The following is a 24,197-nucleotide window of genomic DNA, read 5'->3' on the forward strand; positions in this document are numbered from 1 at the left end:
CGGCCTGGCGTGACCTGCTATCCCCTTTGCAAGCCCACTGTGAGGGTACCGGCATGCGTGAACGACCTGTCCCGTTGTCACCGGGGGCGTTAGCTCGCCAAGGCGTCGATCGCGTGCTGCTCGATGCGGTGATCGCGCTGGTACGGGAAGCGGGGTGCCTGATCGCTGCTGAGGTGGTGCGACCTGGAGGGCCGAGAGGCGCCGGGGACAAGGCCGAAATTGATGGCGAGGTCGAGGTCATGCTGCACCAGGGACTGACGAAGCTGCTCCCTTGCGACTTTGTCGGTGAGGAAACCGGTGTGCAACTGACGGGGCATCACTATTGCTGGGTTGTGGATCCCAACGATGGCACCCGTGACTTCCTGCAGGGGCACTTGGGCTCGGCGATTTCCGTGGGTTTGCTACGAGAGTGTGTGCCGGTGCTGGGCGTCGTCTATGCGCCGATGACGGAGCGCGGGGCGGATTGTGTTGCTTGGACTGAGGGGATGCCGCACTTGCTCCGTAATGGCGCGTTGATCGTGCAGAATGTCGCGCAAGGCGGACTGGCGGAAGGTGCCCAAGTCTTCGTCAGTCTCGCGGCGCGTGCCCGGCCCACCCAGAACGCCGAGCTCTGCGCGCCCGCCACCTTCTATGCCATGCCGAGCGTTGCCTATCGGCTTGCCCGGGTGGCGGCGGGGGATGGGATCGCTGCAGTATCCTTGTACGCGGTGTCGCCCCACGATGTGGTGGCGGGTCACGCGTTGCTGCGGGCAGGTGGCGGTGGCCTTTGGAACGAACAGGGACAGGCCCTGGGCTACGCGACACCGGCGACATTCAATCAACCAGTCGGGTATTGCTTCGGCGGCGGGGAAATAGCCTGTCAGGAGCTGATGAGGCGCCCGTGGCAGATTGTTCTCGCAGACAGAGCATAGTTGTGTGGCGAGCCTACAAGCGGGCAGTCTCCCCAGCCTATGTGCAAACCACTGCCGAGTTCTGCTGCGGGTCCGGAGCACCGAAGGGCCGTATTCGGGGGAGCACGTCACCCCCACCGAGCAAAGCTTCTACAGGAGTATCGTGTGCCAGATAAACGAAGGCGTACATGTACCTTGGTAGGAGGTTCTCGATGAAGATCACTGCTATGGAGCAGGCCGAATCGGTCAGTGATGTCCTGTGCGACGTTTGCGGCGCTAGCACGCGTGTTGAAGGGGGTGGATTGCAATTTGGCACGCTTCGCGCCAGTTGGGGCTATGGCTCGGCCCATGATGGCGAGTGCTATGAGGTCCATCTGTGCGAGCCCTGCTTTTTCAGCACGCTTTCAGGCCTCAGACGCGACCGCATGGTGAACTTCATGTTCAGCGAGGAGGATCAAGACCTCACCGATTTTGGGCGCGTTGCTCGCGATGATCTGTCCAATGACGGCGGGAGCTCGGCCACCTGATATTTCCCTGCTGGGGCAGCACCCATCCGATTGCAATTTCATCCAGGGCAGGCTCTGTGCCGGCATGGGAGTTTTTCAACAGAGTCGGCCGGTTGCTGGCGTATAGGTCGAACGCAGTCCTATGAAGCTACTGGCTAAACGTTCCTCACACCCATAATGCAGCAGTATCGGTAGGCGCAGCGCCGACGATTGTCAGCCGCTGCAAGCTACCAAATCCGGCCATTCGCAACTTGTGCTCCTGGGTAGCGCGAATTCAGCTGATTTCTCCGCAGAATATCTCCCGGTTTCCGTCTGCAGGGCCGGTGCGTAGCACAATAGAGTAGGCCGCGGACCGTAAAGTATTCAGAGGCACGTTCGCCCTTCTCGAAAGCGTCCAGCCATGTCTGTTGTCTTTATCTGCCAATACTCGCTGGTTCATCTCGAATGCAGGGGCTGAATTTTGCCTCTTCGTGCAGGTACCTGAATAGATATAGGAATAGATGTGGACCGGCCGCGTCGTTTCGCTGGGTACCCCGCTGATGAAGATCGACATGGAAGTCTCTTCTCCGTCGGCGGCGAGGGTTGCTTGGCCAATCTGGCCTACATTGTGCTGACTGGCGACAAGGGGAATGTTGACCACTTGGCGGTCTTCTACTGATGCACAGCTGACCAGGCCTGCAGCAATCGCGATTGCTGCAAGGTGCTGTTTGCGCTTCATGGTTTGCCTCCGGCTGGATGAGGCTTTCGACAAGGAAATCAGTATCTGCTCACGGCGGCTTATACGGATGCCAAGCGCCACTCATAAGTAAATGCCCAATTCTCTTTCTTGTCTTGGCAGCCAGATACCGCTGATCCCTCAATCCATGGCGAGTGCGAGTTACGTGCGTTTGGCTGGGGCCCACAGCAGTAGCGTCATTGGGGCTGCGGGTAGGGTGATGAATATCATCAGGCGGTAGTCCTGCAGGTAGGCCAAGATCGACGCCTGGCGTACTACTTCCCTGTCTAGCTTCATGAAGTCCGCTGGCGAACTGAGATTGTGGACGCCTGCCTGACCTGTTTGAAGAATGGATTTCGCTAGTCTTCGGCCGACTCAAGAAGTGAGATTGGTACGCATGTGTTGTAAGGCAGAAATCAGGGTGCGGGCCTCGTCCTCTGAGAAGTTGCGAAGCGCTTCTTGCCGTGTCACCTCAGCTACGTGAGCAATGGTCGACAGTTCAGCACCAGCTTTGGGGCGCAGAAAAAGCCGGTAGGCGCGCCTGTCGCCTGGATCCCGTCGGCGCTCAACCAGATCTGACTGCTCCAACTGGTCGATGAGCCGGGCCAGCGTGATCGGCTTGATCTCCAACATGTCTGCGAGCTCGACTTGTCGACAGCCCTGGTGCTTTGCCACGTATAGAAGCGCCCGTGTCTGGCTAAGGGTCAGGCTTTTGCCTTGCAGGTGGCGTTCGAAAGAACGCCGTATCAATTTGGCAACGTCTGCGATCAAGAAGCCCAGGCTGCTTAGATCGGGGTTCATGGCGTGTATTCCTCATAATGAGTACTACGTACTAATTGCATGTAGTTCTGCCCTGTCCAGACTGGGCTGAGTGGACACTTGCTTAAGGTGGATAATGTCCGCCGCAAGGAGTGTTCATGATCCAGGCCTGACGACGTTGTCCCGAGTCCTTTACTACTACGCAGATGTCGAGAATGTTCAAGCATGGGGAGAGGAGGGCATGCAAACTCGCCGATGAGGCGAGACGCCAGTTGGGAATTTACTTGCTCCTTATGAGTTGAAGAAACTCTTGCCTAGAGTTGGAGGACTCGCGGAAGGCTCCGAGCATCACTGATGTGGTCATCACCGAGTTCTGCTTTTCCACACCGCGCATCATCATGCACATATGTTTTGCCTCTATTACGACGGCGACGCCAGCGGCCTGAGTGACGCTTTGTATTGCGTTGGCGATTTGCTTGGTGAGGTCCTCTTGAATTTGCAGGCGACGGGCGAACAGATCGACGATTCGCGCGACCTTCGAGAGTCCAAGGACCTTCCCTGTGGGCATATAGGCGACATGTGCCTTACCGATAAAGGGCAGCAGGTGATGCTCGCAGAGCGAATATAGTTCGATGTCGCGCACGATCACCATTTCATCGGTATCTGACGCAAAAAGGGCGTCAGAAACTACCTCCTCTAGCGACATCGTATAGCCTTGGCATAAATAGCTCATGGCTTTTGCGGCGCGTTTGGGAGAATCGAGCAGGCCTTCTCGGTTTGGATCTTCACCCAGACCAATGATGATTTGTCGGAAGTGTTCTGCCATCTTATCTTTCATGGTGATTCCCATTGCTGCGCTCGTCCTTGGCTAGAGGCGTACTAAATAGAGTTGATCCTTGGAGAGCAGGAAGAGCCCTCATTCCCATTGCATTGGCAACCATGCAGCTGAATAGTCCAATCACATTGGACTGGAAGTTGGCCGTTGCACCTTCAAGCATGGAAAGAATCGCATGGGCGGCTACTTCCGGGGGTAGTGGCTGAAACAGTTGCTGTGCAACGCCCTGCTGTAAAATGTTCTGCAAACACTCTCGTTGTAGTCGCCGCAGCGACTGGATGCTCGACTGTTGTTCATCTGTCAGGCTGCGTAGTTCCCGACGTGCCAGATCGTGATGTTGACGATGCTGCAAGTTGAACTCGATGTGCGCACGCACGAAGGCTTCGAGGCGCTGGATTGGATGCGGGATGTTACTGCTTTCATCGACGAGGGTGTCGAGCAGGTCCGCCTCGTACTCCTCAACCAATTCGAACAGCAGTGATTGCTTGCTATCCATATGGTTGTACAGCGAGCCGACTTGCATACCTATTGCCGTGGCCAGCTGGCGCAGGCTTACCGCGTCGAAACTCCGGTCGACGAACAGTTCCAGCGCGACTTGACGGAGGAGCTGGCTCGGCGAAGGGCTTTCCATGCAATGCCCTGGCGACGGAGTGATTGAGGAAGCGGAGGCCGGAAGCAATTGTTCAGTTCCTTTCCAGAGCCAGAGCAATGCCTTGACCACCGCCGATGCACAAGGTCGCGAGTCCTTTCCTGGCGTCGCGCTTGAGCATCTCGTGAATCAGGGTAACTAGCACGCGACAGCCAGACGCCCCTATTGGGTGACCGAGAGCAATTGCACCGCCATTGACATTGACCTTGCTCATGTCCCAGCCAGTCTCTCGACTAACTGACAAGGACTGTGCGGCAAAGGCTTCGTTGGCTTCGATCAGGTCCAAGTCGTCCAGGGTCCAGCCCGCCTTCTCCAAGCATTTCCTAGTCGCCGACACAGGTCCGATGCCCATGATTGCGGGATCGACCCCAGCACTGGCATAGGACCTGATTGTCGCCAGTACCGGTAGACCCAGATCTCGAGCTTTAGCCGAACTCATTAGAAGGACTGCGGCTGCTCCATCGTTGATGGTTGAGGCGTTTCCCGCCGTGACACTGCCGTCGGGCTTGAAGGCGGGGCGAAGTTTGGCCAGTGATTCAGGCGAGGTTCCGTCCCGTGGTTGTTCATCTGTCGCGAATGAAGTCGGTTCACCTCCTCGTTGCGGGAGCATGACCGGCGTGACCTCCTCCTTGAATCGATCTGCTTCGATGGCTGCCGCTGCCAGCTGCTGGGAGAGCGCCGCATAAGCATCCTGTTGTTCGCGGGTCAGCTTGTAGCAGTCGACCAGATTCTCGGCAGTGATCCCCATGTGATAGCCGTTGAACGCATCTGTCAGCCCGTCTTGCAGCAGCGAGTCCGTCAACTGCGCGTTGCCCATACGCAAGCCGCTACGTGCTTTGGCCAGGGTAAAGGGAGCCTGGCTCATATTTTCCATTCCACCGGCAATAACGATTTCGGCGTCACCGCTGCGAATGGCCTGGGCGCCCAGGCTCACCGTTTTCAAGCCGGAACCGCACAGCTTGTTGATAGTCATGGCCGTAACCGTTTGGGGTAGCCCGGCATTCAGTGCGGATTGTCGGGCGGGGTTTTGTCCACACCCCGCTGTCAGCACCTGCCCGAGAATTACTTCGTCAACGTTGGCAGGATCCAGGCCGGTTTGCTCCAGCAAACCGCGAATGACAATGCTGCCTAGTTCAATAGCGCTGACGTCGGCCAGACTGCCCTGGAAAGCTCCGATAGCAGTGCGGGTGGCGGCTACTATTACGGCCTCTTGCATGATCACCTCTGAATAAAAGACGTGGCTCTATAACCTTTTGAGTCGGAGCCACGGTCTGCCAAACGGGGGGCAGAAAACTCACTTGGATGGGGCCTAATCAAAGCTGGGCCGCATGTATGCGCACCACCTTGTCGACCTGGCCCGCATCGTGGAACTGCGAGGGAGTGCCATGCCACTGCTCCAACAAGCGTGTTTTCTGCTGTTGGGCGTGCGCCAGATAGCGCTCTTTGACTGCGCCATAGCCACGTACGGCATCCGGTAGCTTGGCCAACTGCACGGCAGTGTCGAGCTTGTCAGGCGTGAGCCCGGACAGCAGTTCCTCAAGGATTTGCTCGTAGTTACGTAGCCACTCGCGTTCGACCTTGCGCTCATGGGTGTAGGCGAACGGGTCGAGCCACGTGTTGCGTATGCCCTTCAGCTTGGCAAGCAGCTTGAAGCCTTTGAGCATCCAGGGACCGTAACTGCGCTTGGCCGGCTCGACACCGGGGCCTGCTTTGTTGAGCAGCGGCGGGGCAAGATGAAAGCGCAGGTTGTAATCGCCCTCGAAAGTTGCCTCGATCTTCTTGAGGAACTCGCCGTGAGTGAACAGACGAGCGACTTCATATTCGTCTTTGATCGCCAAGACCTTGAAGTAGTATCGGGCCACCGCTTCGGTCAGCTCGCCGGGCTTGCCCGACAAAGCGCGTTCCGCTGCGCTGAACTGTTCAACACGACTCAGGTAGCGATTGCCGTACTCTGCGTTTTGGTACGCCGTGAGATACTCGACGCGCCGCGCAACGGCTTCATCCAGGCTCTGGGATATTTGCCTGTCAGGGCTGACCACCTTCCCTGCTTCAAGAATGCCTCGTACGCGTTGCAGGTCCACCGCGGCGCGACGCCCCCAGGCGAAGGCACTGCGGTTGAACGCCACGGCGGTACCATTGAGTTCGATGGCTTGAAGCAAGGCAGCTTCACCCACCGGCAGCCAACCCTTTTGATAGGCATAGCCGAGCATAAAGGTGTTGGTCGCAATCGAATCGCCCATTAGCGCTGTCGCAATATCGCTGGCATCGATAAAGGTGGCGTGGCTGTCCCCGACAGCCTCCCGGATCTGTGAGGCCATCCCTTGACTACGAAATTGTGGGTCAGGATGGGCCGTTAGGTCACCGCTTTCGGCTTGCTGCGCGAAGGTTCGGATAAATGCGCTGGTGATGCTTTCCTCGCTATTGATCAGCGCATAGGTGACACCCTGGCGGACTTTGGCGAGAGTCTCGGTATTGGCGCTGACTACCAGATCGCAGCCCAGCAACAAACTGGCCTCACCTTCTGCGATGCGTGGAGCGAACAGTTGATCCTGGTGCGCGGCGATGCGGATATGTGACCAGACCGCGCCGCCTTTTTGCGCCATGCCGGCCATATCAAGGTTCAGCGCACCTTTGCCCTCGATAAAAGCCGCCATGCCGAGGAGGGCGCCGATGGTGACCACCCCGGTGCCGCCTACGCCGGTGACCAGGATGCTGTAAGGCTCATCCAGACTCATAGGCGGAGGGGCTGGAAGATCCCATCGGTCCTCTGGGTGTTCTGCCATAGCCTTGGGTTTGCGCAGGTTACCGCCTTCGACTGTGACGAAACTCGGGCAAAAGCCGGACAGACAAGTGAAGTCCTTGTTGCAGGATGACTGGTCGATCTCGCGTTTGCGGCCGAACTCTGTTTCTACCGCGACCACGGACATGCAGTTGGATTTGCTGCTGCAGTCGCCGCAGCCTTCGCAGACGGCTTCGTTGATTACGACCCGGCGTGCCGGGTCGGGAAACTTGCCGCGCTTGCGGCGGCGGCGTTTCTCGGCGGCGCAGGTCTGGTCGTAGATGATTGCCGACACGCCGGGAAACTCGCGCAGTTCCTTCTGCACCTCTTCAATCTGGTCGCGGCGCAGGACCGGCACGCCGGGCGCCAGGTCGTGCACATCCCGGTACCTGTCCGGGTCGTCGCTGACCACCACGATGCGCTGCACGCCTTCGGCGGCGAGCTGGCGGGAAATCTGCGACACGGTCAGGCTACCGTCCACCGGCTGGCCGCCGGTCATCGCCACCGCATCGTTGTAGAGGATCTTGTAGGTGATCGGCACCTTGGCCGCCACGGCCGCGCGGATGGCCAGCAGGCCGGAGTGGAAGTAGGTACCGTCGCCGAGATTGGCGAACACGTGGCGGGTTTCGGTGAATGGCGCCTGGCCGACCCAGGCCACGCCTTCGCCGCCCATCTGGCTGAAGGTCTCGGTCCGCGGGTAGATCCAGGCGGCCATGTAGTGGCAGCCGATGCCGGCTAGCGCGCGGCTGCCTTCCGGCACTTTGGTGGAGGTATTGTGCGGGCAGCCGGAGCAGTAGTGCGGCACGCGGTCCATCAGGTTGCTGAACTGCTGCTTGCAGCCGAGCTGGGCCTCCAGCACACCCAGTCGCGCCTGCAGCGGCCCATGCGGATGCAGGTGCAGGATGCGCTTGGCCAGGGCGCGGGCGATCAGCGTCGGGGTCAGGTCGTTGATCGCGGGTAGTAGCCAGTCGGTGTGCGGCAGGCTCCACTCGCCCTTGTCATCGAACTTGCCGACGATGCGCGGGCGCACGTCCTCGCGCCAGTTGTAGAGTTCCTCCTTGAGCTGATACTCGATCATGTGGCGCTTTTCCTCGACCACCACGATTTCCTCCAGCCCTTCAGCGAACTGGCGCACGCCCTCAGCTTCCAGCGGCCAGACCATGCCCACCTTGTACACCCGTATGCCGATTCGTTCGGCCATCTCCTGGTCGATGCCGAGCATGTCCAGCGCCTGGCAGACATCCAGGTAGGACTTGCCGGAGGTGATGATGCCGATGCGCGCATTGCGTGAGTCGAGAGTCACGCGGTTCAGACCGTTGGCGCGGGCATAGGCGGCGGCGGCGTACAGCTTGTGCTCCAGCAGGCGCTGCTCTTGAGCCAGCGGCGGGTCCGGCCAGCGGATGTTGAGGCCGCCCTCCGGCAGATCGAAATCGGGAATGACCGGCTGCACGCGGTTGATGTCGAGATCGACGATGGCCGCGCTTTCCACAGTGTCGGCCACCGCCTTGAGCGCCACCCAGCAACCGGAGTAGCGCGACATGGCGAAGCCGTGCAGGCCATAGTCGAGGTATTCCTGCACGCCGGATGGTGCCAGCACCGGCATCATCACGGCCTTGAAAATGTGCTCGGTCTGGTGAGGCAGCGAGGAGGAGCGGGCGCCGTGGTCATCGCCGGCGATAGCCAGCACACCGCCGAACTTCGAGGTGCCGGCGGCGTTGGCGTGGCGGAACACGTCGCCGCAGCGGTCCACGCCGGGGCCTTTGCCGTACCACATGCCGAACACGCCGTCGTACTTGGCGCCGGGGAACAGGTTGACCTGCTGGGTGCCCCATAGCGAGGTGGCTGCGAGGTCCTCGTTGACCCCCGGCTGGAACCTGACGTGGTTCTGCTTGAGGTGGTCGCGGGCCTTCCACAGCGCCTGGTCGAAGCCGCCCAGCGGCGAACCACGGTAGCCGGAGATGAAGCCGGCGGTGTCGAGGCCGTCGATGAGGTCGCGCTGACGCTGCATCAGGGGCAGGCGCACCAGTGCCTGGACGCCGGTCATCAGGGCTTTCCCGGTTTGCTGGACGTACTTGTCTTCCAGCGAGGGCGATGTGCTCATGGCTAACCTCCAATTGTTCTTCGATGCGGCCAACCTGTGGGCGTCGCATTTTTCTTTGAACAGATTATTGGTTAGTGTTCAGATATCGTTAAGCAATAAAAATTAGTCTTAGGTATCTGTTTATCAAATACCTGGGTGATCCCCCTGCTGTATTTCGGCGATAGCCTTTTGCATTTCGGCGATAGCCCGATTCGTTGTCTCCGCCTCCGTCCTTCCGTTTACTCGTTTTGCGGTCCCGCTGAGAGGGAGCGCCAGCACCGGCTGAAAACAACAACAACGAGCGAGACGGAGATTTCTGATGTCGAGTGCCAACCTGATCGGCGGCCGTTTGGTAATTGGCTTGGCGGCGGCCCTGGCCTGTGGCGGTGTGCTCCAGGCGAAGGAGTTCGGGACCGGGAATCCGGACCTGAGCCTGCGTTGGGACAATACGCTGCGCTACAACTTGGGGGTACGGGCCGAGGAGCGGGAGCGCGCGCTGGCCAACAACGCTACCTATGACGAATCCGACTCCAAGTTCGACCGTGGAGATGTGGTGACCAACCGCCTCGACCTGATGAGCGAGTTCGAGCTGGCCTACCAGCAGTACCATGGCTTCCGTGTCAGCGCCGCGGCCTGGTACGACCAGGCTTACGCGGATGGCGACGTGGAGACCGCCGAGGGCAACGTCTTCTACCCCGGCGCCTTTCCGGGGCCGAGCACGCCGAGCTACCGGGGGGGCGAGTACTCCGGTTTCACCAAGCGCTATCACCGGGGCGTCAGCGGCGAACTGTTGGATGCCTTCGCCTTCACCCGTTTCAACCTCGGTGACGTACCAGTCAGCCTGCGCGCCGGCCGGCACACGGTCTACTGGGGCAGCGGGTTGCTGATCGCCGGCCACGCCATTTCCTACTCGCAGGCTCCGCTCGACGGCCGCAAAGCGGTGAGCAACCCCGGCACTGAGACGCGCGAGATATTCCTGCCGCTGACCCAGCTCTCAGCCCAGGCACAGGTGACCGATAGGCTGTCGGTCGCCGCCCAGTACTTCTTCGAATGGGACACCACTCGCGCGCCAGAAGGCGGCACGTACCTGGCCTCGGCCGACATCGCCCTGGAAGGGCCGAACCAGTTGCCGGTCGCGCCTGGCTTCGTGCGGCCTCTGATCGATCCGCTGACTCCGGGCGACAGCGGCAACTGGGGGGTGATGGGCACCTACAGTCTCGATTTCCTGCACTCCGATATCGGCCTGTACTACCGCGAATTCGACGACTACAACCCGTGGGGCCTGCAGGTGGGTGGCAACTTCGCCCGCTACGTATATGCCGACAACGTCAGGCTCTATGGCCTGAGCTGGTCGGCCGGGCCGGTGCTGGGGGGCGGCTCGGTAGGGGTGGACCTGTCCTATCGGCAGAACACTTCGCTGATCTCGAGCAATTTCAGTTCCGTGGATAACCAAGGGGCGCGTGGCGACACCTGGCACCTGGTGGTCAACGGCCTCTGGCTGCTTCCACGTACGGACTTCTTCGACACCGGTAACGTCATAGCCGAGATGGCCTACAGCCACGTGCAACGCGTGACCGACCGCAAGGAGCTGTTCAAGGGCGAAGGCTACTCCGGCTGTCCGACAGGCCAGGACAAAGAGTGGGGCTGTGCCACGCGCAACTATGTTGGTGTCGCCTTCAGCTTCGCGCCGCAGTGGCTGGGAGTGTTTCCGGGCTGGAACATCTCCGCGCCCATGAGCTTTGACTACGGCGTGTCGGGCAATGCCGCCACCGGCGGCGGCAGCGAGGGTAAGTACAGCTACAAGATCGGCATCAAGGGCACGCTGGATGAGCGTTATGACGTGACCCTGGCCTACATCGGCTACGGCAGCCCTCGCAAATACGCCGACATCCCCAGCGTGGGCAAGACGGTGGTCGGCGGTGCCGGCGACATCGGGCTGTCCGATCGCAACTGGATCTCGCTAACCCTGAGCACCGCGTTCTGATCCGCTGCCGGCTTCGCGGCCGGTGCGACACCACGGCACTGCGCTTGTGACGAAGACGCGCGGCGCGCCCGCCTGGTGTTTCCCAAGACCATGACTGGAGATTTCCATGCAACCGAACATCTACACGACGGGGCTGCTTGCCATCGTACTGGCCGGCCCGGCTCTGGCCGAAGGCAGCGATTTGCCAAGCGATCTCGGCGGCAAGCTGACGCGTTTTGGTGCCATTGCCGTCGGCAATGCGGAGGGTACCATCCCACCCTATGACGGGGGCCTCAAGGTGCCGGCCGGATTGCAACCCGGTGACGGCAGTTGGCCCAACCCGTTCGAGGGTGAGAAGCCTCGGCTGCGGATCACTGCGGCCAATGCTGATCAGTATGCCGAACAGCTATCCGCAGGGCAGATGAGGCTGCTCAAGCAGTACCCGGATACCTATTTCATGGATATCTACCCGACTCACCGTACCGCCGCGTTCCCGGAGAATTTCCTTGCGGCGACCCAGCGCAACGCCAGCGACCCCGATTGCAAGGCCATGAACGACGGGCTGTCCATTAGCGAGGCTTGTCGCGGCGGTTTGCCGTTCCCATTGCCCAAGGATGGCCGGCAGGTGATGTGGAATTACATTCTCAACTACCAGGGTGTGAACGGCTGGGACTGGAACCACAGCGCCTATGTGGTCAACCAGGGGCGCCCGACCCTGACCAACACCAACCGCTCCACTGGCGAAAAGCCCTTCTACCAGCTCGATGTGTCTGGGCGTGATCCGAAGATCGCCCAGCGCATCTGGTCGCGCATCGTCGCCCCGGCACGCACCGCCGGGCAGGCCTCGGGCTACTGGGACTATCTCGACCCGGTGGATAACGCGCGTTATGCCTGGAGCTACTCGACCGGGCAGCGCCGCGTGCGCAAGGCGCCGGAGTTCGCTTACGACACGCCCAATTCGGCGTTCGGCGGGGTGGCGTTCTACGACGAGATATTCCTCTTCTCCGGGAAGATGGACCGTTTCGACTGGAAGCTGCTGGGCAAGAAGGAAATGTTCATCCCCTACAGCAGTTACGACCTGAAGTGGAAATGCGACATGGACACCAAGCTGATGGAGAAGCACATCAATCCGGCCTGCGAGCGCTGGGAGCTGCACCGCGTCTGGGTGGTCGAGGCCACGCGCAAGGAGGGCGTACGCCACGCGCAGAAGAAGCGTCGCTACTACATCGACGAGGACACTTTTGGCGCCGCGTTGTACGACGCCTGGGACGACAGTGGTGCGATGTTCCGCGCAGGCGCGCAGTACAACATTCAGGCCTACGGCATGCCGAATAACCCGCTGCAGGACTCCTACTCGCTGTACGACTTCACCCGCGACCAGTACGGCATGTTCGGCAACGGCCCGACCCGTTACCGCGCGGCCCCGGTCGTTGAGCGCGAGGCCAATCCGCAGACCATCGCAGGCGGGCAGACCCGCTAATCCCCCTGAGGAGAACCGACCCATGCAACGTCTGGAAGGGAAAGTGGCCGTGCTCACCGGGGCCGGCAGCGGCATCGGCCGGGCCACGGCCTGGATGTTCGCCGAGCAGGGCGCTCGGGTGGTAGTGACCGACCTCCATGAAAGTGCGGCGGAGACGGTCGCCCAAAGTATCGCCGAGGCTGGTGGTCGCGCCATTGCGCTGAGGGTCGATGTCGGCGTGGAGGATGAGTTGCGACAAATGATCGCCAGCACTCTGAAGGCTTTCGGGCGCATCGATGTGCTGTTCAACAACGCCGTCAACAAGAACCCGGCGACCGTGCGCGACGTGGACTTCCTCGACTTCAACGAGGAGCTGTTCCACGCCAACATGCGGGTCAACGTGCTCGGCGGCGTGTTGGCCTGCAAGCATGCCCTGCCGCAAATGCTGGAGCAGGGAGGCGGGTCGATCATCTTTACCTCGTCAACCAGCTCGATTGCCGGCGAGGTCGCCCAGTTCAGCTACGGTGCTTCGAAGGCGGCGCTGAACTGGTACGTGCAGAGCATCGCCGCGACCTTCGGCAAACGCGGTGTGCGCTGCAACGCGATTCTCCCGGGCGTGATCCGCACCCCGGCGATGGAGAGCTGGGCCAACTCGGCTATGCAGGCGGCTTTCCTCGACATCCAGAACGTCCCACGCCTCGGCGAACCGGAGGACATCGCCGGCATGGCGCTGTACCTCGCCTCGGACGAGTCCCGCTACGTAAACGGCGCGCTGTTGCGCGTCGATGGCGGCATGAGCTGTACCACGCCGATGGTGCCAGTGGTGCGCGCCTATCTCTGAACCCCGGCGCGGGCCCGGTGCTCGCGCCGAACGAACCTGGAACTTTCCAATGGGCTTACGACAAGAAGATTTCATCCGCAAATTCTGTGCTGCCTGGGGCGACGGCAGCGAACAGTCGCGACCGCAGGTAGACAAGATCGTCTCCATGCTGGCCGAGGATGCCGTCTGGCAGCTCTGGGTGCCGGGCGGGCCGGTCATCCGTGGGCGCGCCGCGCTGCGCCGGGAGATCGAGCGGCAGATGACCTACACCAGCCACAACCTCTGCACCATCAGGCACATCGTTTCCTCTGACACGCTGGTGATGACCGAGCGCGACGACTACGCGGTGTCCAGTGGCAAGCCGATGCCGCATTCGATGGTCGCGGTCTACGAGCTTGACGAGCAGGGCCTGATCAAGGCCTGGCGTGAGTACCTGGATACCGCTGACCTGGCGAAGAAGAAGGGGGTGGAGATCGACCTGGTCGGTGGGCCGGCCCTTGATGAGCCGACACGCTGAGTCATGGATAAAATCTGGAGAAGTGGATGCAATCGCTAGACACGCAAGAAAGCGCTGGAGCGCTCATCGAACAGAAGCTGCGAACCTTTGTCGAGCAGCTCACCGGCGGGCGGGTGACGGTCATGGAGCGCCTGCCGCGCTGGCGGCCGGCCTGGAACCTGGACGTGCGCCGCGGAGAGGAGGTCCTCCGGCTGCACATCCGCGGCGAACGCGGCGGCGATGTCAGCCCGTTCCCGGAGCTGCGCCGCGAGGCTGACATTCTCAGGCTGCTCGGCGAGCAGGGCATCCCCGTACCGCATATCCATGGCTTCTGCGAGGACCCGTCGGCCATCGTCATGGAACGGGTGCCCGGGACGCGGGACCTCTCCGCCGCGGCCAGCGACGAGGAGCGACGTTCACTGGCTCGCCAGTACGTGCGCGCCATGGCGGCCATGCACCGGTTGCCCTTGGAGCCCTTCGTGGCACAGGGTATCCGCCTGCCGCAGGGCGCCGACGAAATCACCCTGGCCGGGCTGGAGGCCTATTACCCGCTGTACCTGCGCAACAAGACCCGGCCGCAGCCGCTGGCCGAGTTCGCCCTCGGCTGGCTGCGCCGCAACGTACCCCGGCATCGCACCAGAGCAGGTTTCGTGCAGTACGACTCCGGCCAGTACCTGTTCGAGAACGGCCGGGTCAACGCGCTCTACGACTTCGAGTTCGCCATGATCGGCGACCCGCTGGCGGACCTCGCCTCGGCGCGCATGCGCGACAACTACGAACCGCTGGGAGAGACTTTCAGCGAGCTGTACCGCTATTACCAGGAGGTCACCGGCGAGCCGGCCGATCCTGATGTCGTGCGTTACCACACGGTGCTGTTCTCCACCGTCAGCGCCATGCAGTTTTCCGCCACCGTTGCCACTCCGCGGCCGGGCGATCCGCACGACACCTACATCGAGTTCGACCTCGCCCTGCGCCGCGTTGTCGCGCATGCGCTTGCCGAGGCGATGGGGGTTGCCATCGAGGCGCCGCCGCTGGTGCTCATCGAAGCGGGGCCGAACGCACGGTTGCTGACGATGCTCGAGGACGCGGTCGGGCAGATCGAGGTGAGCGACGACTTCCAGAAATCCAGGCGCGCCGCCGCGCTCAAGCTGGTCGAGTACCTCGGCCGTGCCGATGCCATGGAGGTTGAGCTGCGGCGCCTGGAGCGAGAGGACGCCGAGGGGCTGCTGGGGCGGCGCTTCGAGGATCACGGGCAGATTGACGCCGCTCTGGAGGTTTTCGTCCGGGATGCCGGGCCTGAGTACGACGAGCGTTTGCTGCGCCTGTTCATGGCGCAGATCGAACGCCGTGTCCAGGTATTTGGCAGTACTGCCATCGGCGTGTCGGCCAGCCATATTGACCTGCCGCCCATCGAGCCGCGCTGACGGCCCCCCTTCGACCAGACGAGGAAGACCCATGTCGGAACGACTGCAACAGGCCGGCGATGCGCTGGCGTTCAAACGGAAGTACGGCCCCTGGGCGCTGATCGCCGGGGCCTCGCACGGGGTGGGCGCGGCGTTCGCCCACCAGTTGGCGGCGCGCGGCCTGAATTGCGTGCTGGTGGCGCGGCGCCAGGACGCCCTGGACGCACTGCGCTTGGAGCTGGTCGCACGCCACGGCGTCGAGGTACTGGCGGTCAGCCAGGACCTGTCCCATGCCGATGCGGCGGACAGGCTGCTCGCCGCTGTGACAGATCGCGAGATCGGCCTGTTCGTCTACAACGCCGGTGGCGATTCTTTCCTTACCCGTTTCCTCGATACCCCGGTGGAGGATTGGAGCTCGCTGCTGCGTCTCAATGCATCGACGCCGATGGCGTGCTGTCACGCCTTCGGCGGGCGGATGCTTGGCCGTGGTCGTGGCGGGATGATCCTGGTGGGGTCACAGGCGGCCCTAGGTGGCATCCGCAAGTTGGCCATGTACAGCGCCTCCAAGGGCTTCGCGATGAATCTTGGCGAGTCGCTATGGGCCGAGTGGAAGGATCGCGGCATCGACGTGCTGAACCTGCTGATTGGCACCGTGGATACTCCGACGATGCGCGAAGCGATGGTCAGGCTGAACATCCCTGATGCCCTGGGCATGCCCTTGCCCCAGGCCGCGGACATCGTCGCCCTGGCCCTGCGGGAACTGCACAACGGACCGACCCTGATCCATCCGCAAGATATCGATGCCACCGGCTACGGGCAGTCGCCGGGACAGGTACGGCGCGAGCATGTGATCGCCAAGAGCGCCGAGGCGGCGGCTTTCATCGGCAACGATTGACACACTTCCCACCGGAGCGACGAGGCTTGAGCATGAAGAGTTTCAACAACGCGGAATTCAAGCGCGGCTGGCACGTACTGATCCTGGCCGTGGTCGGGGTGGCCACTAGCTCCAGCTCGCTGCTGCTGTACAGCTTCAGCTCCATGGTCATCCCGCTGGAGCGGGCCATGGGCTGGGCGCGCAGCGACCTGCAGGCGGCCATTACCGCCCTGTCGCTGGGCACTATCGTCGGTGCACAACTGGCCGGTTGGCTCAACCTGCGCTACGGCCTGCGCGCTGTCACGTTGGTGTCGCTGGTCGTACTGGCCCTGAGCGTCTTTATGCTGACTCGCATCGGCGGCTCGATATGGACGCTCTACCTGGGATTCTTCCTGGTGCCGTTGGCGGGCGTGGGCACCCTGCAGATCACCTGGTCGCACCTGGTCAACCTGTGGTTCGAGGAGAATCGTGGGCTGGCTCTGGCCATCATCCTCAGCGGCTCAGGCCTCGCGGCTATAGCCCTGCCGCTGATCACCACCTGGGCGGTCACACGCTGGGGCTGGCAGGCCGGCTTCCTCGCGCTCGGCCTGCTGCCGGTGCTCTTCGCCCTGCCGCTGGCGCTGCGCTGGCTGGAGCCTGTGGCGGCGACGCGCCGGGTTGCGGCACAGGTGAGCGAGACCGTGCGGAGGTTGCCGGGCATTATGCTGAGGGATGCGCTGCACGCCTGGCGCTTCTGGGTCTGCAACCTGTCCATGACCCTGGTAGTGGCCTGCGTGGTCGGCATGGTCACCAATATCGTGCCGCTGCTGCAGGACCGTGGCCTGAGCGCCACCCAGGCCGGCCATGTGTTCAGCAGCTTCGGCATTTCATTGATCCTTGGCCGCCTGGTAGTGGGCTATCTGATTGACCGGCTGTGGGCTCCGGGGGTCTCTGCCCTGGCGCTGCTGATGCCGGCGTTCGCCTGCCTGATCTTCGCCTACGCCGAACCCGGGCTGCTGTGGTTCACCGTCGCCACGCTACTGGTGGGCATCGGTGCCGGTGCCGAGTTCGATATTGCCGCGTTCCTCATCGCTCGCTATTTCGGCATGCGTGATTACGGTCGCCTGTTCGGCGTGCATCTGGGACTGGTCACCGCCGGTGCCGCCGCCGCGCCATTGCTGTTTGGCCAGTTGTTCGAGATCAGCGGCGGCTATGCCGGCATGCTCGGTTTCTGTTTCGTCTGCTTCCTGGTCGGCCCGCTGCTGCTGCTGACGCTGGGCGGCTACCCGCTGTTCAGGCAGGGGGCGGCAGTGGCGCACGGATAAAATACTGGACAAATTATAAAAATGTGTTCAATTAAATGGCTTCCGAATTCATGCATAGAACAACAAGATGGAGGCTGTATGCGCGCTGCTGTGATTTCCGAACGCAATGCCCCGCCGGTGGTGGGCGATTTCCGTGAACCCGAGCCGCAGGACGGCGCGGTACTGATCGACGTCGACACCGCAGGCCTCGGCGGCTGGGATGTGCTGGGCGCCTATCGTCTGGGCGTGGAATATCCCTGCGTGATCCGTGGCGAAGGCGTGGGCCGCGCGCCCGACGGCCGCCGCGTGTATTTTGGCGAGCGCTCGGTGGCGCCGTTCGGAGCCTGGGCCGAGCGTACTCTGGTGCCCGCCGCCGAGGTGTGGGAGGTGCCGGACGAGGTGGACGACAAGACCGCTATCAGCATGGGCATCGCCGCCACCGGGGCCATCGTGCCGCTGGAGAAGGCTGCAATCCAGAAGGGCGAGAAGGTGTTGATCCTCGGCGCCACCGGCACTCTCGGCCAGATCGCCCTGCAACTGGCGCGCAGCATGGGCGCCGGCAAGGTGGTGGGCGCGGCGCGCTCGGCTGAAGCACTGATGGGCCTGAAGTCGCGCGGCATTGCCGACGAGGTGGTGACCCTGGGCGGCACCGACGACGTAGCCGCACTGAAGGACGCCGCCGCCGGCGGCTTCGACGTGGTCCTTGATCTGGTCTGCGGCCAGCCGATGCTCACCGCGCTGAAGGCCACCAACTGGGGGGCGCGAATCATGACCATCGGCACCGGGGCGGGTCGGCAGGTCAACCTGGACATCGCCGACCTGCTGTTCCGCTCGTTGTCCTGCATCGGCACCGGCCAGCGTCCACCGGCAGAGCGCGAGCAGATCTGGCGGCGACTGCTGAAGATCGCCAAGGAGCAGGACATCCAGGTCGACTATCTGGATTACACCCTGGACCAGGCCGCTGAAGCCTGGGCCGCCCAGGTGTCCGGCCCACACGCGAAGATCACGGCAAGCATCAGACGCTGAGGCCGAAGCCGAACGATTACTTGACGTGTCAGGAGGGATTTCAACTGCTGCGCTGACGACGGAACTCCTCCGGCGTCAGCCCGACCTCCTTGCGAAAGGCCGCCGTGAAGGCTGCGGCATTCTGGAAGCCGGCGGCATAGGCGACCTGTTTGATCAGCAGATGCTGGTCGGCGAGCAGCGCAATGGCTTTCCTGATCCGGATTTCCGCCGCGTAGCGGCGCAGGGTCTTGCCGGTGGTGTTCCGAAAACGGGTCGACAGCTTTCTCGCCGACAGGGCGCAGGCATCGGCCAGCCGGTGCAGGGAAGTGTCCTCGTTCGGGCCAGCCTCCAATATCTCTCGCAGCAGATTGAGTTGGCTGGGGCCGAGTTTACTGGTGTCCTCATCGTCGTTCCGGTTGCTGAGGAATTCCCTGCGCAGCTCCAGAGCGACGCTGGTCAGCAGGCATTCGGTATGCAACTCGCTGGCGAATCCCGGTGCGGCGACTTCTTCCGCGAGGCGTTGCAGGGTGCTCTGCAGGTACAGGCTCTGCAGGTTCAGCATGTTCTCGTCGGTATGGCCATCCCAGTTCCAGTGATAGGCCGCCAGGGGGCCGAGGTCCGCCGGATCGAATAGGCAGATCAGCGCCTTTTGCTGGCAGGCGCCATGTTTGAGGTGGAATTCAGTGCCATGAGGAATGAACAGAAGTTGGCCAAGTGGCTTGAATCGATGTGTGGCGTGTCCGCGGAAGCTGCCGAGGTTATGCGATGTGTCGTTGCACTCGAGGCCGGACGGCGTGAGCAGCATGCGCACCAGACAGCTTTTCCGGGTTTCGATCAGTGCTGTCCCCGCACTGGGCCATTGGGCATGTTCCAGCCGGACGTCGAAACCTTTCTTGCTGAGCGAGGCTTCGGTCAGAAAGTCGCCCGAGTGTTCAGACTCGTACTCGCAATAATTGATCGCGGTCATTTTCAACCTTCAGCAATTCTTGTTCTTGGTGCTGAAATTCGAACGGTCGCGAAACCGCCGGGCATCCCGATTGCCGACTCGTGGTGGGCAGGGATCGCCACGAGTCCCCGAGTTTACCCAGCACGATTGCGAAAGCGATTCATAAAAATAAGAGGCAGGTATTAGAAAAGCAGATGGCGAAAGGCAAAGATATTTCCATGCGTCAGCTCCGTTACTTCGTGGCGGCGGCGGATGCTGGCCAGTTCTCCCAGGCCGCGCTCAAGGTGCATGTTTCGCAGTCGGCGATTACCGCGGCGGTCCTGCAACTGGAAGAGAGCTTGGGCGTCAGCCTGTTCGAGCGCCTGCCCTATGGCGTGGCGCTGACCGCCGAGGGGCACAAGTTCGCCCAGCACGCCCGGCACATCCTCGACACTCTGCAGGACGCCTTGAGTGAACCACTGTTCCTCAGCCATGTAATGCAGGGCGAGGTGCGTGTCGGCGCCTCGTATACAGTGCTCGGCTACTTCCTGCCTTCTCTGCTGGCGCGCTTCAAGCGCAGTTACCCGCAGGTGGAGATCGACCTGATCGATATGGATCGCGAGAGCATCGAGACGGCGGTGGCCGATGGCCGACTCGACCTGGGGCTGGCGATCATTTCCAACAGCCCGGACCTGTCCCGTTTCGAGCACCATGTGCTGATCCGCTCACGGCGCCAGCTCTGGCTGGCCAGCCAGCATCCGTTGATGACGGCGACCTCGGTCACCCTGGAGGATGTTGCCAGGCATGCCTACATCCTGGCGACGGTCGATGAGGGCGACGTATCCACCAGCCGATACTGGGATGCGCGCGGACTGGTGCCGGACGTGGCGTTCCGCACTTCCTCAATGGAGGCCCTGCGCGGCCTGGTGGCCCACGGTTTCGGCGTCACCATTCTCTCCGACATGCTCTACCGTGCCTGGTCTCTGGAAGGCAAGAAGATCGAGGCACGTCCACTGGCCGACGCCATACCGTCCATGGAACTCGGACTGATCTGGCGCCCCGGCGCAAGCCTGTCGGAGCCCGCCCAGGCGTTCCGGCAATTCCTGATCATGGCCTGTGCTTCCTAGGGGGCGTCGGCGTTTCAATCTCGCCGAGAGGTCGGCAGGGCCTATCAATAGGTGAGGCTTTAGCCGCAAAGGAGCGCGTTGCGCGCTCCCCGGGATGCCCCTAGTGCTTCTCCAGCTCGGCTTCGACGGCCTGGAGCAGGCGGGGATCGTCCGCCGCCACGTCTGGAGCGAAGCGACCGATCACCTGCCCGTCACGGCTGACCAGGAACTTCTCGAAGTTCCACAGCACCGCCGGTGCTGGCGTGGGATCTATGCCGTAGCCTTTGAGGCGCTCGCGCATCGGGCCTTCGCCGATGGTGTGCGGTTGCGCCTTGGTCAGCAGCCGGTACAGCGGGTGGCGATCTTCGCCGGTCACCGTGATCTTGGAGAACAGGGGAAACTGGACGGCGTAGTTCAGGCTGCAGAACGCCTTGATCTCCTCGTCGCTACCCGGCTCCTGCTCCCTGAAGTCGTTGGCCGGGAACCCCAGTACCTCAAGCCCGGCTTCACGCTTGTCCTCGTAGAGCTTCTCCAGGCCCTCGTACTGCGGGGTGAGCCCGCACTTGGAGGCGACGTTCACCACCAGCAGCACCTTGCCCTTGAAGCGGTCGAGCGTCAGGGAAGTGCCTTCGATGGTCTTGAGCGGGATGTCGTAGATCGTCTGGGTCATGCCGTTCTGCTCCTTGCGGTTGGGGAAAAGGGGGAGGGTCACTCTCAAGCGTTTTCGTTGCGCTTGCGAGCGGCTTCCGCGAAATCGCGCTTTAGGGTCGGGAAATAGGCGATCTGCCCGCCCATTCCGCCGCTGATGTCAATGGAAGCGGCGCTGATGAAGCTGGCGTACTCACTGGCCAGGAACAGGGCCATGCCGGCGATGTCCTCGGGCTTGCCGAAGCGGCCGAGCGGCACCACCTTGAGTACCATCTCGTTGAACTCCTCGCGGCTCACGCCTGGGGGCATCTCCTTGTAGTGGCGGTCCCACTGTCCGGTGTCGATCCAGCCCATGTTCAGGCTGTTAACCAGGATATTGTCCCTGGCCAGGGACATGCCCAGCGAGCGTGAGAGGGCGATGCAGGAAGCGCGGTTGATCACCGAGGGAATTCCGTCCGGGGTGGGGATGCTGCCGGCGAGAGCGTTGATTTCGATGATCCTGCCCCAGCGCTGTGCGCGCATGTGTGGGACCACCGCCTGAACGAAGCGGAAGTGGCCCATCTGCAGGATATTGGCGTGGGCAAGAATGTCCTCGGGCGTCAACGTATCAAGGTTGCCACCCTTGCCTTGGCCTGCATTGTTCACGAGCACATCGACGCCACCCCAGGCTTCTACCACTTCGTCGACGAAGCTTTTCACCCCGGTGGTGTCCGTTACGTCAACGGCGCGCGCGATGACGTCCATTGCGGAGCCTTCAAGGGACTTCCCCTCCGCTGATATTGCGTCTTCGCTCCGGGCGCAAATGGCCACTCTCGCACCTTCTGCAGCAAAAGCCTGAGCGATTGCTCGGCCGATGCCTCGTGAAGCGCCAGTTACGATTACTCGCTTCCCTCTGAGGTCAATGTTCATACGTTCTCCTTGCTAGTAGACGGGGTCGCCACCTCAACGGCAGCGCTGATGCGGGTTTGGCACGGGCACTAAGCTGGCCGCCCCCGGTCGCCATGGGAAAGCTTGTGTTGAACATAAAACAGCAATGTGTTTAATTTGTCGAGCCGCGCATCAGCTTGGATGCATGCGTACCCAAGCAGAAGTGCACAAGGACGGGGAGGGCAGTAACGATTCTGTATATGGAATTGCAATCTGTATCTGGAATTGGTGGGTTTTATCGGCTAGTCTAGGCTTCACGCAAAACGGAACGGTTTCTCAGTTCCTGTGCAGATGGTCGATCCATTCCTTGGGCGTGCCTGGTCTGGAATGGAGTGGTTTTCCCTTTTAAGCATCTGAAAATAAAAATAAAAGGATCTCAAATGAACGTGATGAAACAGCTAGGCGATTGGCCGTTTGTACGCAGCAGTTTGGCTCTTGTAGTCATGGGCTGCAGTGGCGGGATCGCAGCGATGGAATTCGATGTCGGAAATCCGGATCTGCGCCTGCGGTGGGACAATACGGTGCGCTACAACCTGGGCTTCCGAATGGAGGATCAGGACAAGAAGATCATGAACAACCCGAACTTCGATGAGTCCGACGGGAAGTTCGATAAGGGCGACATTGTTACCAATCGCCTCGATCTGTTGACCGAGCTCGACTTGTCCTATCGGCAGGATTTCGGTGGACGTGTCAGTGCCGCCGGCTGGTATGACGACGCCTATCACAGCCACTCCGTGGAAAGTAACGTTCCCGGCTTCTCAACCAGCTACAACAGGGATCGCTACAGCTCCGAGGTGGCACGCTACACCAACGGCCCTTCTGGCGAGATCCTTGATGCGTTTCTCTGGACCAACTTCAGTCTCGGTGCGACTCCCGTCAACCTGAAGGCGGGTCGCCACGCAGTGTTCTGGGGTGAAGGCCTACTGTTTGGGGCTCACGCAGTTTCCTATTCGCAGGCTCCGACGGATGGGGTTAAGGCAGTTACCAGTCCTGGTATCGAGACCAAGGAAGTCTTCTTGCCGATCGGTCAGGTTTCCGCCAAAGCCCAGGTGACCGACTCGTTGTCTGTCGCTGCTCAGTATTTCTATGAATGGGATAACACTCGTTTCCCTTACGGGGGGACCTTTTTCGGTGCTGCCGACCCGTTCTTCGAGGGGCCTGACCGACTGCCGGCCGCTCCAGGTTTCAACCTCAATCATGTCTCGTCGAAGCGCGGCCGGGACGGTGAGAACTGGGGCCTTATGGCCAAGCTGAATGTGGAGTCCATTGAGACAACGTTCGGTGCTTACTATCGCCAGTTCGACGATTATCAACCTTGGCTTTCCCCTCAGATCAACTTGGCTGCGGGTGAGTACCGGCTGGTTTATCCCCGTGACGTGAAGCTGTATGGTCTGAGCTTCTCCAGGGCCATTGCCACTGTCGCAGTTGGGGCAGAGCTTTCGTATCGAAAGGACGGTGCGCTCAACGCCACCGGTGTGAGCCTTCTGGATGACGAAGGCCCGCGTGGTGACACCATTCATTTCGTGGCGAACGCTGTATATGGCGTACCGCGCAACTTCATTGCGGACAACGCCACTCTGGTGGCTGAGTTCGCGTACAGTCATTTGGACAAAGTGACCTCTCACGAAGAACTGTACAAAGGCGAAGGCTTCGCCGGCTGTACGGATCTCCGGACCCCCAGAATTCCTGGATCCGGCAACAAGTCCGATGGATGCTCGACTCGTGATTACTACGCCATTGCGGTGAACTACACGCCGCAGTACGTGGAAATTCTGCCGTCATGGACTCTGGATGTGCCCTTCACCGTGAACTACGGCCTGCATGGCAACGCGGCGAGCGCTGGTGGAGGTGCCGAGGGTGCTCTCTCCTGGTCTGTCGGAGCCAAGATGACCTATCGGCAGGAGCATGAGTTCAGCGTGCGCTACGCCGATACTTCTGCACAGGAAAAAAATGTGCTCAATGCCAACGGGGACAGGATGGTCAACGGCAATGGCAACGTCGGAGGGACAGACCGTGGCTGGCTGACCTTCACTTACAAAACCTCCTTTTAATAATTCCAAGAGCGGAGACTGGCT

21 protein-coding genes are annotated in these 24,197 nt (G+C 61.4%); 12 read left to right on the forward strand and 9 right to left on the reverse strand.

The genetic code is table 11. The features are described 5' to 3' along the window. Positions 1-53 precede the first annotated feature (53 nt). Both J7302_RS13340 and J7302_RS13345 read left to right on the forward strand, forming a co-directional pair. A complete protein-coding gene (locus J7302_RS13340; protein WP_051050765.1) occupies positions 54-911 on the forward strand; it encodes an inositol monophosphatase family protein in 858 nt (285 codons plus the stop codon). A gap of 191 nt (positions 912-1,102) precedes the next feature. Next, on the forward strand, positions 1,103-1,417 hold the full coding sequence (locus J7302_RS13345) for a hypothetical protein (RefSeq protein WP_036993597.1): 315 nt from the start codon (positions 1,103-1,105) through the stop codon (positions 1,415-1,417). 253 nt (positions 1,418-1,670) lie between these two features. Here J7302_RS13345 and J7302_RS13350 read toward each other — a convergent pair whose 3' ends face one another. From J7302_RS13350 to J7302_RS13375, 6 genes are all read right to left on the reverse strand, one after another. After that, entirely contained in the window at positions 1,671-2,114 is a 444-nt protein-coding gene (locus tag J7302_RS13350) for a hypothetical protein (RefSeq protein WP_131679695.1), read from the reverse strand. A 372-nt stretch (positions 2,115-2,486) separates the two neighbouring features. Beyond that, entirely contained in the window at positions 2,487-2,912 is a 426-nt protein-coding gene (locus J7302_RS13355) for a MarR family winged helix-turn-helix transcriptional regulator (protein ID WP_036993564.1), read from the reverse strand. Between the two features lie 238 nt (positions 2,913-3,150). Then, the gene (gene folE / locus J7302_RS13360; protein ID WP_036993599.1) at positions 3,151-3,708 is read right to left on the reverse strand and encodes a GTP cyclohydrolase I FolE; all 558 of its coding nucleotides are present in this window, start codon (positions 3,706-3,708) and stop codon (positions 3,151-3,153) included. Beyond that, entirely contained in the window at positions 3,698-4,336 is a 639-nt protein-coding gene (locus J7302_RS13365) for a TetR/AcrR family transcriptional regulator (protein WP_003454609.1), read from the reverse strand. The genes folE and J7302_RS13365 overlap by 11 nt, the downstream gene beginning before the upstream one ends. 52 nt (positions 4,337-4,388) lie before the next feature. Further along, entirely contained in the window at positions 4,389-5,570 is a 1,182-nt protein-coding gene (locus tag J7302_RS13370) for an acetyl-CoA C-acetyltransferase (RefSeq protein WP_036993566.1), read from the reverse strand. 97 nt (positions 5,571-5,667) lie between these two features. Beyond that, positions 5,668-9,234: an indolepyruvate ferredoxin oxidoreductase family protein gene (locus J7302_RS13375; protein WP_003454616.1), complete on the reverse strand. Its 3,567-nt coding sequence runs from the start codon at positions 9,232-9,234 to the stop codon at positions 5,668-5,670. A gap of 298 nt (positions 9,235-9,532) precedes the next feature. On the opposite strand from J7302_RS13375, the gene J7302_RS13380 reads away from it, so the two are divergent. The 8 genes from J7302_RS13380 to J7302_RS13415 all read left to right on the forward strand — a co-directional run bounded on the left by J7302_RS13380 (position 9,533) and on the right by J7302_RS13415 (position 18,537). Beyond that, positions 9,533-11,197, forward strand: a complete 1,665-nt coding sequence (locus J7302_RS13380; RefSeq protein WP_003454618.1) for a DUF1302 domain-containing protein — start codon at positions 9,533-9,535, stop codon at positions 11,195-11,197. A gap of 106 nt (positions 11,198-11,303) precedes the next feature. Then, complete coding sequence (locus J7302_RS13385; protein ID WP_003454620.1) at positions 11,304-12,656, forward strand: DUF1329 domain-containing protein; 1,353 nt, start codon at positions 11,304-11,306, stop codon at positions 12,654-12,656. Positions 12,657-12,678: 22 nt separating this feature from the next. Continuing rightward, positions 12,679-13,476 (forward strand): SDR family NAD(P)-dependent oxidoreductase, encoded by a 798-nt coding sequence (locus tag J7302_RS13390; RefSeq protein WP_003454622.1) that lies wholly within the window; start codon positions 12,679-12,681, stop codon positions 13,474-13,476. Between the two features lie 49 nt (positions 13,477-13,525). Beyond that, on the forward strand, positions 13,526-13,972 hold the full coding sequence (locus J7302_RS13395; RefSeq protein ID WP_003454623.1) for a nuclear transport factor 2 family protein: 447 nt from the start codon (positions 13,526-13,528) through the stop codon (positions 13,970-13,972). A 26-nt stretch (positions 13,973-13,998) separates the two neighbouring features. After that, positions 13,999-15,375 carry a phosphotransferase family protein gene (locus tag J7302_RS13400; RefSeq protein WP_003454625.1) on the forward strand — a complete coding sequence of 459 codons (1,377 nt, stop codon included), beginning with the start codon at positions 13,999-14,001 and terminating at the stop codon, positions 15,373-15,375. A gap of 31 nt (positions 15,376-15,406) precedes the next feature. Next, positions 15,407-16,249 carry an SDR family NAD(P)-dependent oxidoreductase gene (locus J7302_RS13405; RefSeq protein ID WP_003454627.1) on the forward strand — a complete coding sequence of 281 codons (843 nt, stop codon included), beginning with the start codon at positions 15,407-15,409 and terminating at the stop codon, positions 16,247-16,249. A gap of 32 nt (positions 16,250-16,281) precedes the next feature. After that, entirely contained in the window at positions 16,282-17,532 is a 1,251-nt protein-coding gene (locus tag J7302_RS13410) for an MFS transporter (protein ID WP_003454629.1), read from the forward strand. A 78-nt stretch (positions 17,533-17,610) separates the two neighbouring features. Continuing rightward, on the forward strand, positions 17,611-18,537 hold the full coding sequence (locus J7302_RS13415) for a quinone oxidoreductase family protein (protein ID WP_215375212.1): 927 nt from the start codon (positions 17,611-17,613) through the stop codon (positions 18,535-18,537). 40 nt (positions 18,538-18,577) lie between these two features. Here the strand turns inward: J7302_RS13415 and J7302_RS13420 are convergent, their stop codons facing one another. Then, on the reverse strand, positions 18,578-19,483 hold the full coding sequence (locus J7302_RS13420; protein ID WP_036993569.1) for a helix-turn-helix domain-containing protein: 906 nt from the start codon (positions 19,481-19,483) through the stop codon (positions 18,578-18,580). A gap of 173 nt (positions 19,484-19,656) precedes the next feature. Here J7302_RS13420 and J7302_RS13425 point away from each other — a divergent pair, with 173 nt between their 5' ends. Beyond that, entirely contained in the window at positions 19,657-20,568 is a 912-nt protein-coding gene (locus tag J7302_RS13425) for a LysR family transcriptional regulator (RefSeq protein ID WP_003454635.1), read from the forward strand. A 100-nt stretch (positions 20,569-20,668) separates the two neighbouring features. On the opposite strand, the gene J7302_RS13430 is transcribed toward J7302_RS13425, so the two are convergent. Continuing rightward, entirely contained in the window at positions 20,669-21,217 is a 549-nt protein-coding gene (locus J7302_RS13430; protein WP_003454651.1) for a glutathione peroxidase, read from the reverse strand. Positions 21,218-21,261: 44 nt separating this feature from the next. Continuing rightward, a complete protein-coding gene (locus J7302_RS13435) occupies positions 21,262-22,104 on the reverse strand; it encodes an SDR family oxidoreductase (RefSeq protein WP_036993572.1) in 843 nt (280 codons plus the stop codon). 398 nt (positions 22,105-22,502) lie between these two features. Here J7302_RS13435 and J7302_RS13440 point away from each other — a divergent pair, with 398 nt between their 5' ends. Next, a complete protein-coding gene (locus J7302_RS13440) occupies positions 22,503-24,173 on the forward strand; it encodes a DUF1302 domain-containing protein (RefSeq protein WP_051050766.1) in 1,671 nt (556 codons plus the stop codon). Positions 24,174-24,197: the final 24 nt, after the last annotated feature.

It is taken from the genome of Metapseudomonas boanensis, from assembly GCF_018704125.1.
Classification (GTDB): domain Bacteria; phylum Pseudomonadota; class Gammaproteobacteria; order Pseudomonadales; family Pseudomonadaceae; genus Metapseudomonas; species Metapseudomonas boanensis.

Excerpts from the sequence above, each read along its gene's own strand:
- J7302_RS13340 (WP_051050765.1), top strand. The coding sequence starts at position 54 with ATGCGTGAACGACCTGTCCCGTTGTCACCGGGGGCGTTAGCTCGCCAA.
- J7302_RS13345 (WP_036993597.1), top strand. The coding sequence starts at position 1,103 with ATGAAGATCACTGCTATGGAGCAGGCCGAATCGGTCAGTGATGTCCTG.
- J7302_RS13350 (WP_131679695.1), bottom strand. The coding sequence starts at position 2,114 with ATGAAGCGCAAACAGCACCTTGCAGCAATCGCGATTGCTGCAGGCCTG.
- J7302_RS13355 (WP_036993564.1), bottom strand. The coding sequence starts at position 2,912 with ATGAACCCCGATCTAAGCAGCCTGGGCTTCTTGATCGCAGACGTTGCC.
- folE (WP_036993599.1), bottom strand. The coding sequence starts at position 3,708 with ATGAAAGATAAGATGGCAGAACACTTCCGACAAATCATCATTGGTCTG.
- J7302_RS13365 (WP_003454609.1), bottom strand. The coding sequence starts at position 4,336 with ATGGAAAGCCCTTCGCCGAGCCAGCTCCTCCGTCAAGTCGCGCTGGAA.
- J7302_RS13370 (WP_036993566.1), bottom strand. The coding sequence starts at position 5,570 with ATGCAAGAGGCCGTAATAGTAGCCGCCACCCGCACTGCTATCGGAGCT.
- J7302_RS13375 (WP_003454616.1), bottom strand. The coding sequence starts at position 9,234 with ATGAGCACATCGCCCTCGCTGGAAGACAAGTACGTCCAGCAAACCGGG.
- J7302_RS13380 (WP_003454618.1), top strand. The coding sequence starts at position 9,533 with ATGTCGAGTGCCAACCTGATCGGCGGCCGTTTGGTAATTGGCTTGGCG.
- J7302_RS13385 (WP_003454620.1), top strand. The coding sequence starts at position 11,304 with ATGCAACCGAACATCTACACGACGGGGCTGCTTGCCATCGTACTGGCC.
- J7302_RS13390 (WP_003454622.1), top strand. The coding sequence starts at position 12,679 with ATGCAACGTCTGGAAGGGAAAGTGGCCGTGCTCACCGGGGCCGGCAGC.
- J7302_RS13395 (WP_003454623.1), top strand. The coding sequence starts at position 13,526 with ATGGGCTTACGACAAGAAGATTTCATCCGCAAATTCTGTGCTGCCTGG.
- J7302_RS13400 (WP_003454625.1), top strand. The coding sequence starts at position 13,999 with ATGCAATCGCTAGACACGCAAGAAAGCGCTGGAGCGCTCATCGAACAG.
- J7302_RS13405 (WP_003454627.1), top strand. The coding sequence starts at position 15,407 with ATGTCGGAACGACTGCAACAGGCCGGCGATGCGCTGGCGTTCAAACGG.
- J7302_RS13410 (WP_003454629.1), top strand. The coding sequence starts at position 16,282 with ATGAAGAGTTTCAACAACGCGGAATTCAAGCGCGGCTGGCACGTACTG.
- J7302_RS13415 (WP_215375212.1), top strand. The coding sequence starts at position 17,611 with ATGCGCGCTGCTGTGATTTCCGAACGCAATGCCCCGCCGGTGGTGGGC.
- J7302_RS13420 (WP_036993569.1), bottom strand. The coding sequence starts at position 19,483 with ATGACCGCGATCAATTATTGCGAGTACGAGTCTGAACACTCGGGCGAC.
- J7302_RS13425 (WP_003454635.1), top strand. The coding sequence starts at position 19,657 with ATGGCGAAAGGCAAAGATATTTCCATGCGTCAGCTCCGTTACTTCGTG.
- J7302_RS13430 (WP_003454651.1), bottom strand. The coding sequence starts at position 21,217 with ATGACCCAGACGATCTACGACATCCCGCTCAAGACCATCGAAGGCACT.
- J7302_RS13435 (WP_036993572.1), bottom strand. The coding sequence starts at position 22,104 with ATGAACATTGACCTCAGAGGGAAGCGAGTAATCGTAACTGGCGCTTCA.
- J7302_RS13440 (WP_051050766.1), top strand. The coding sequence starts at position 22,503 with ATGAACGTGATGAAACAGCTAGGCGATTGGCCGTTTGTACGCAGCAGT.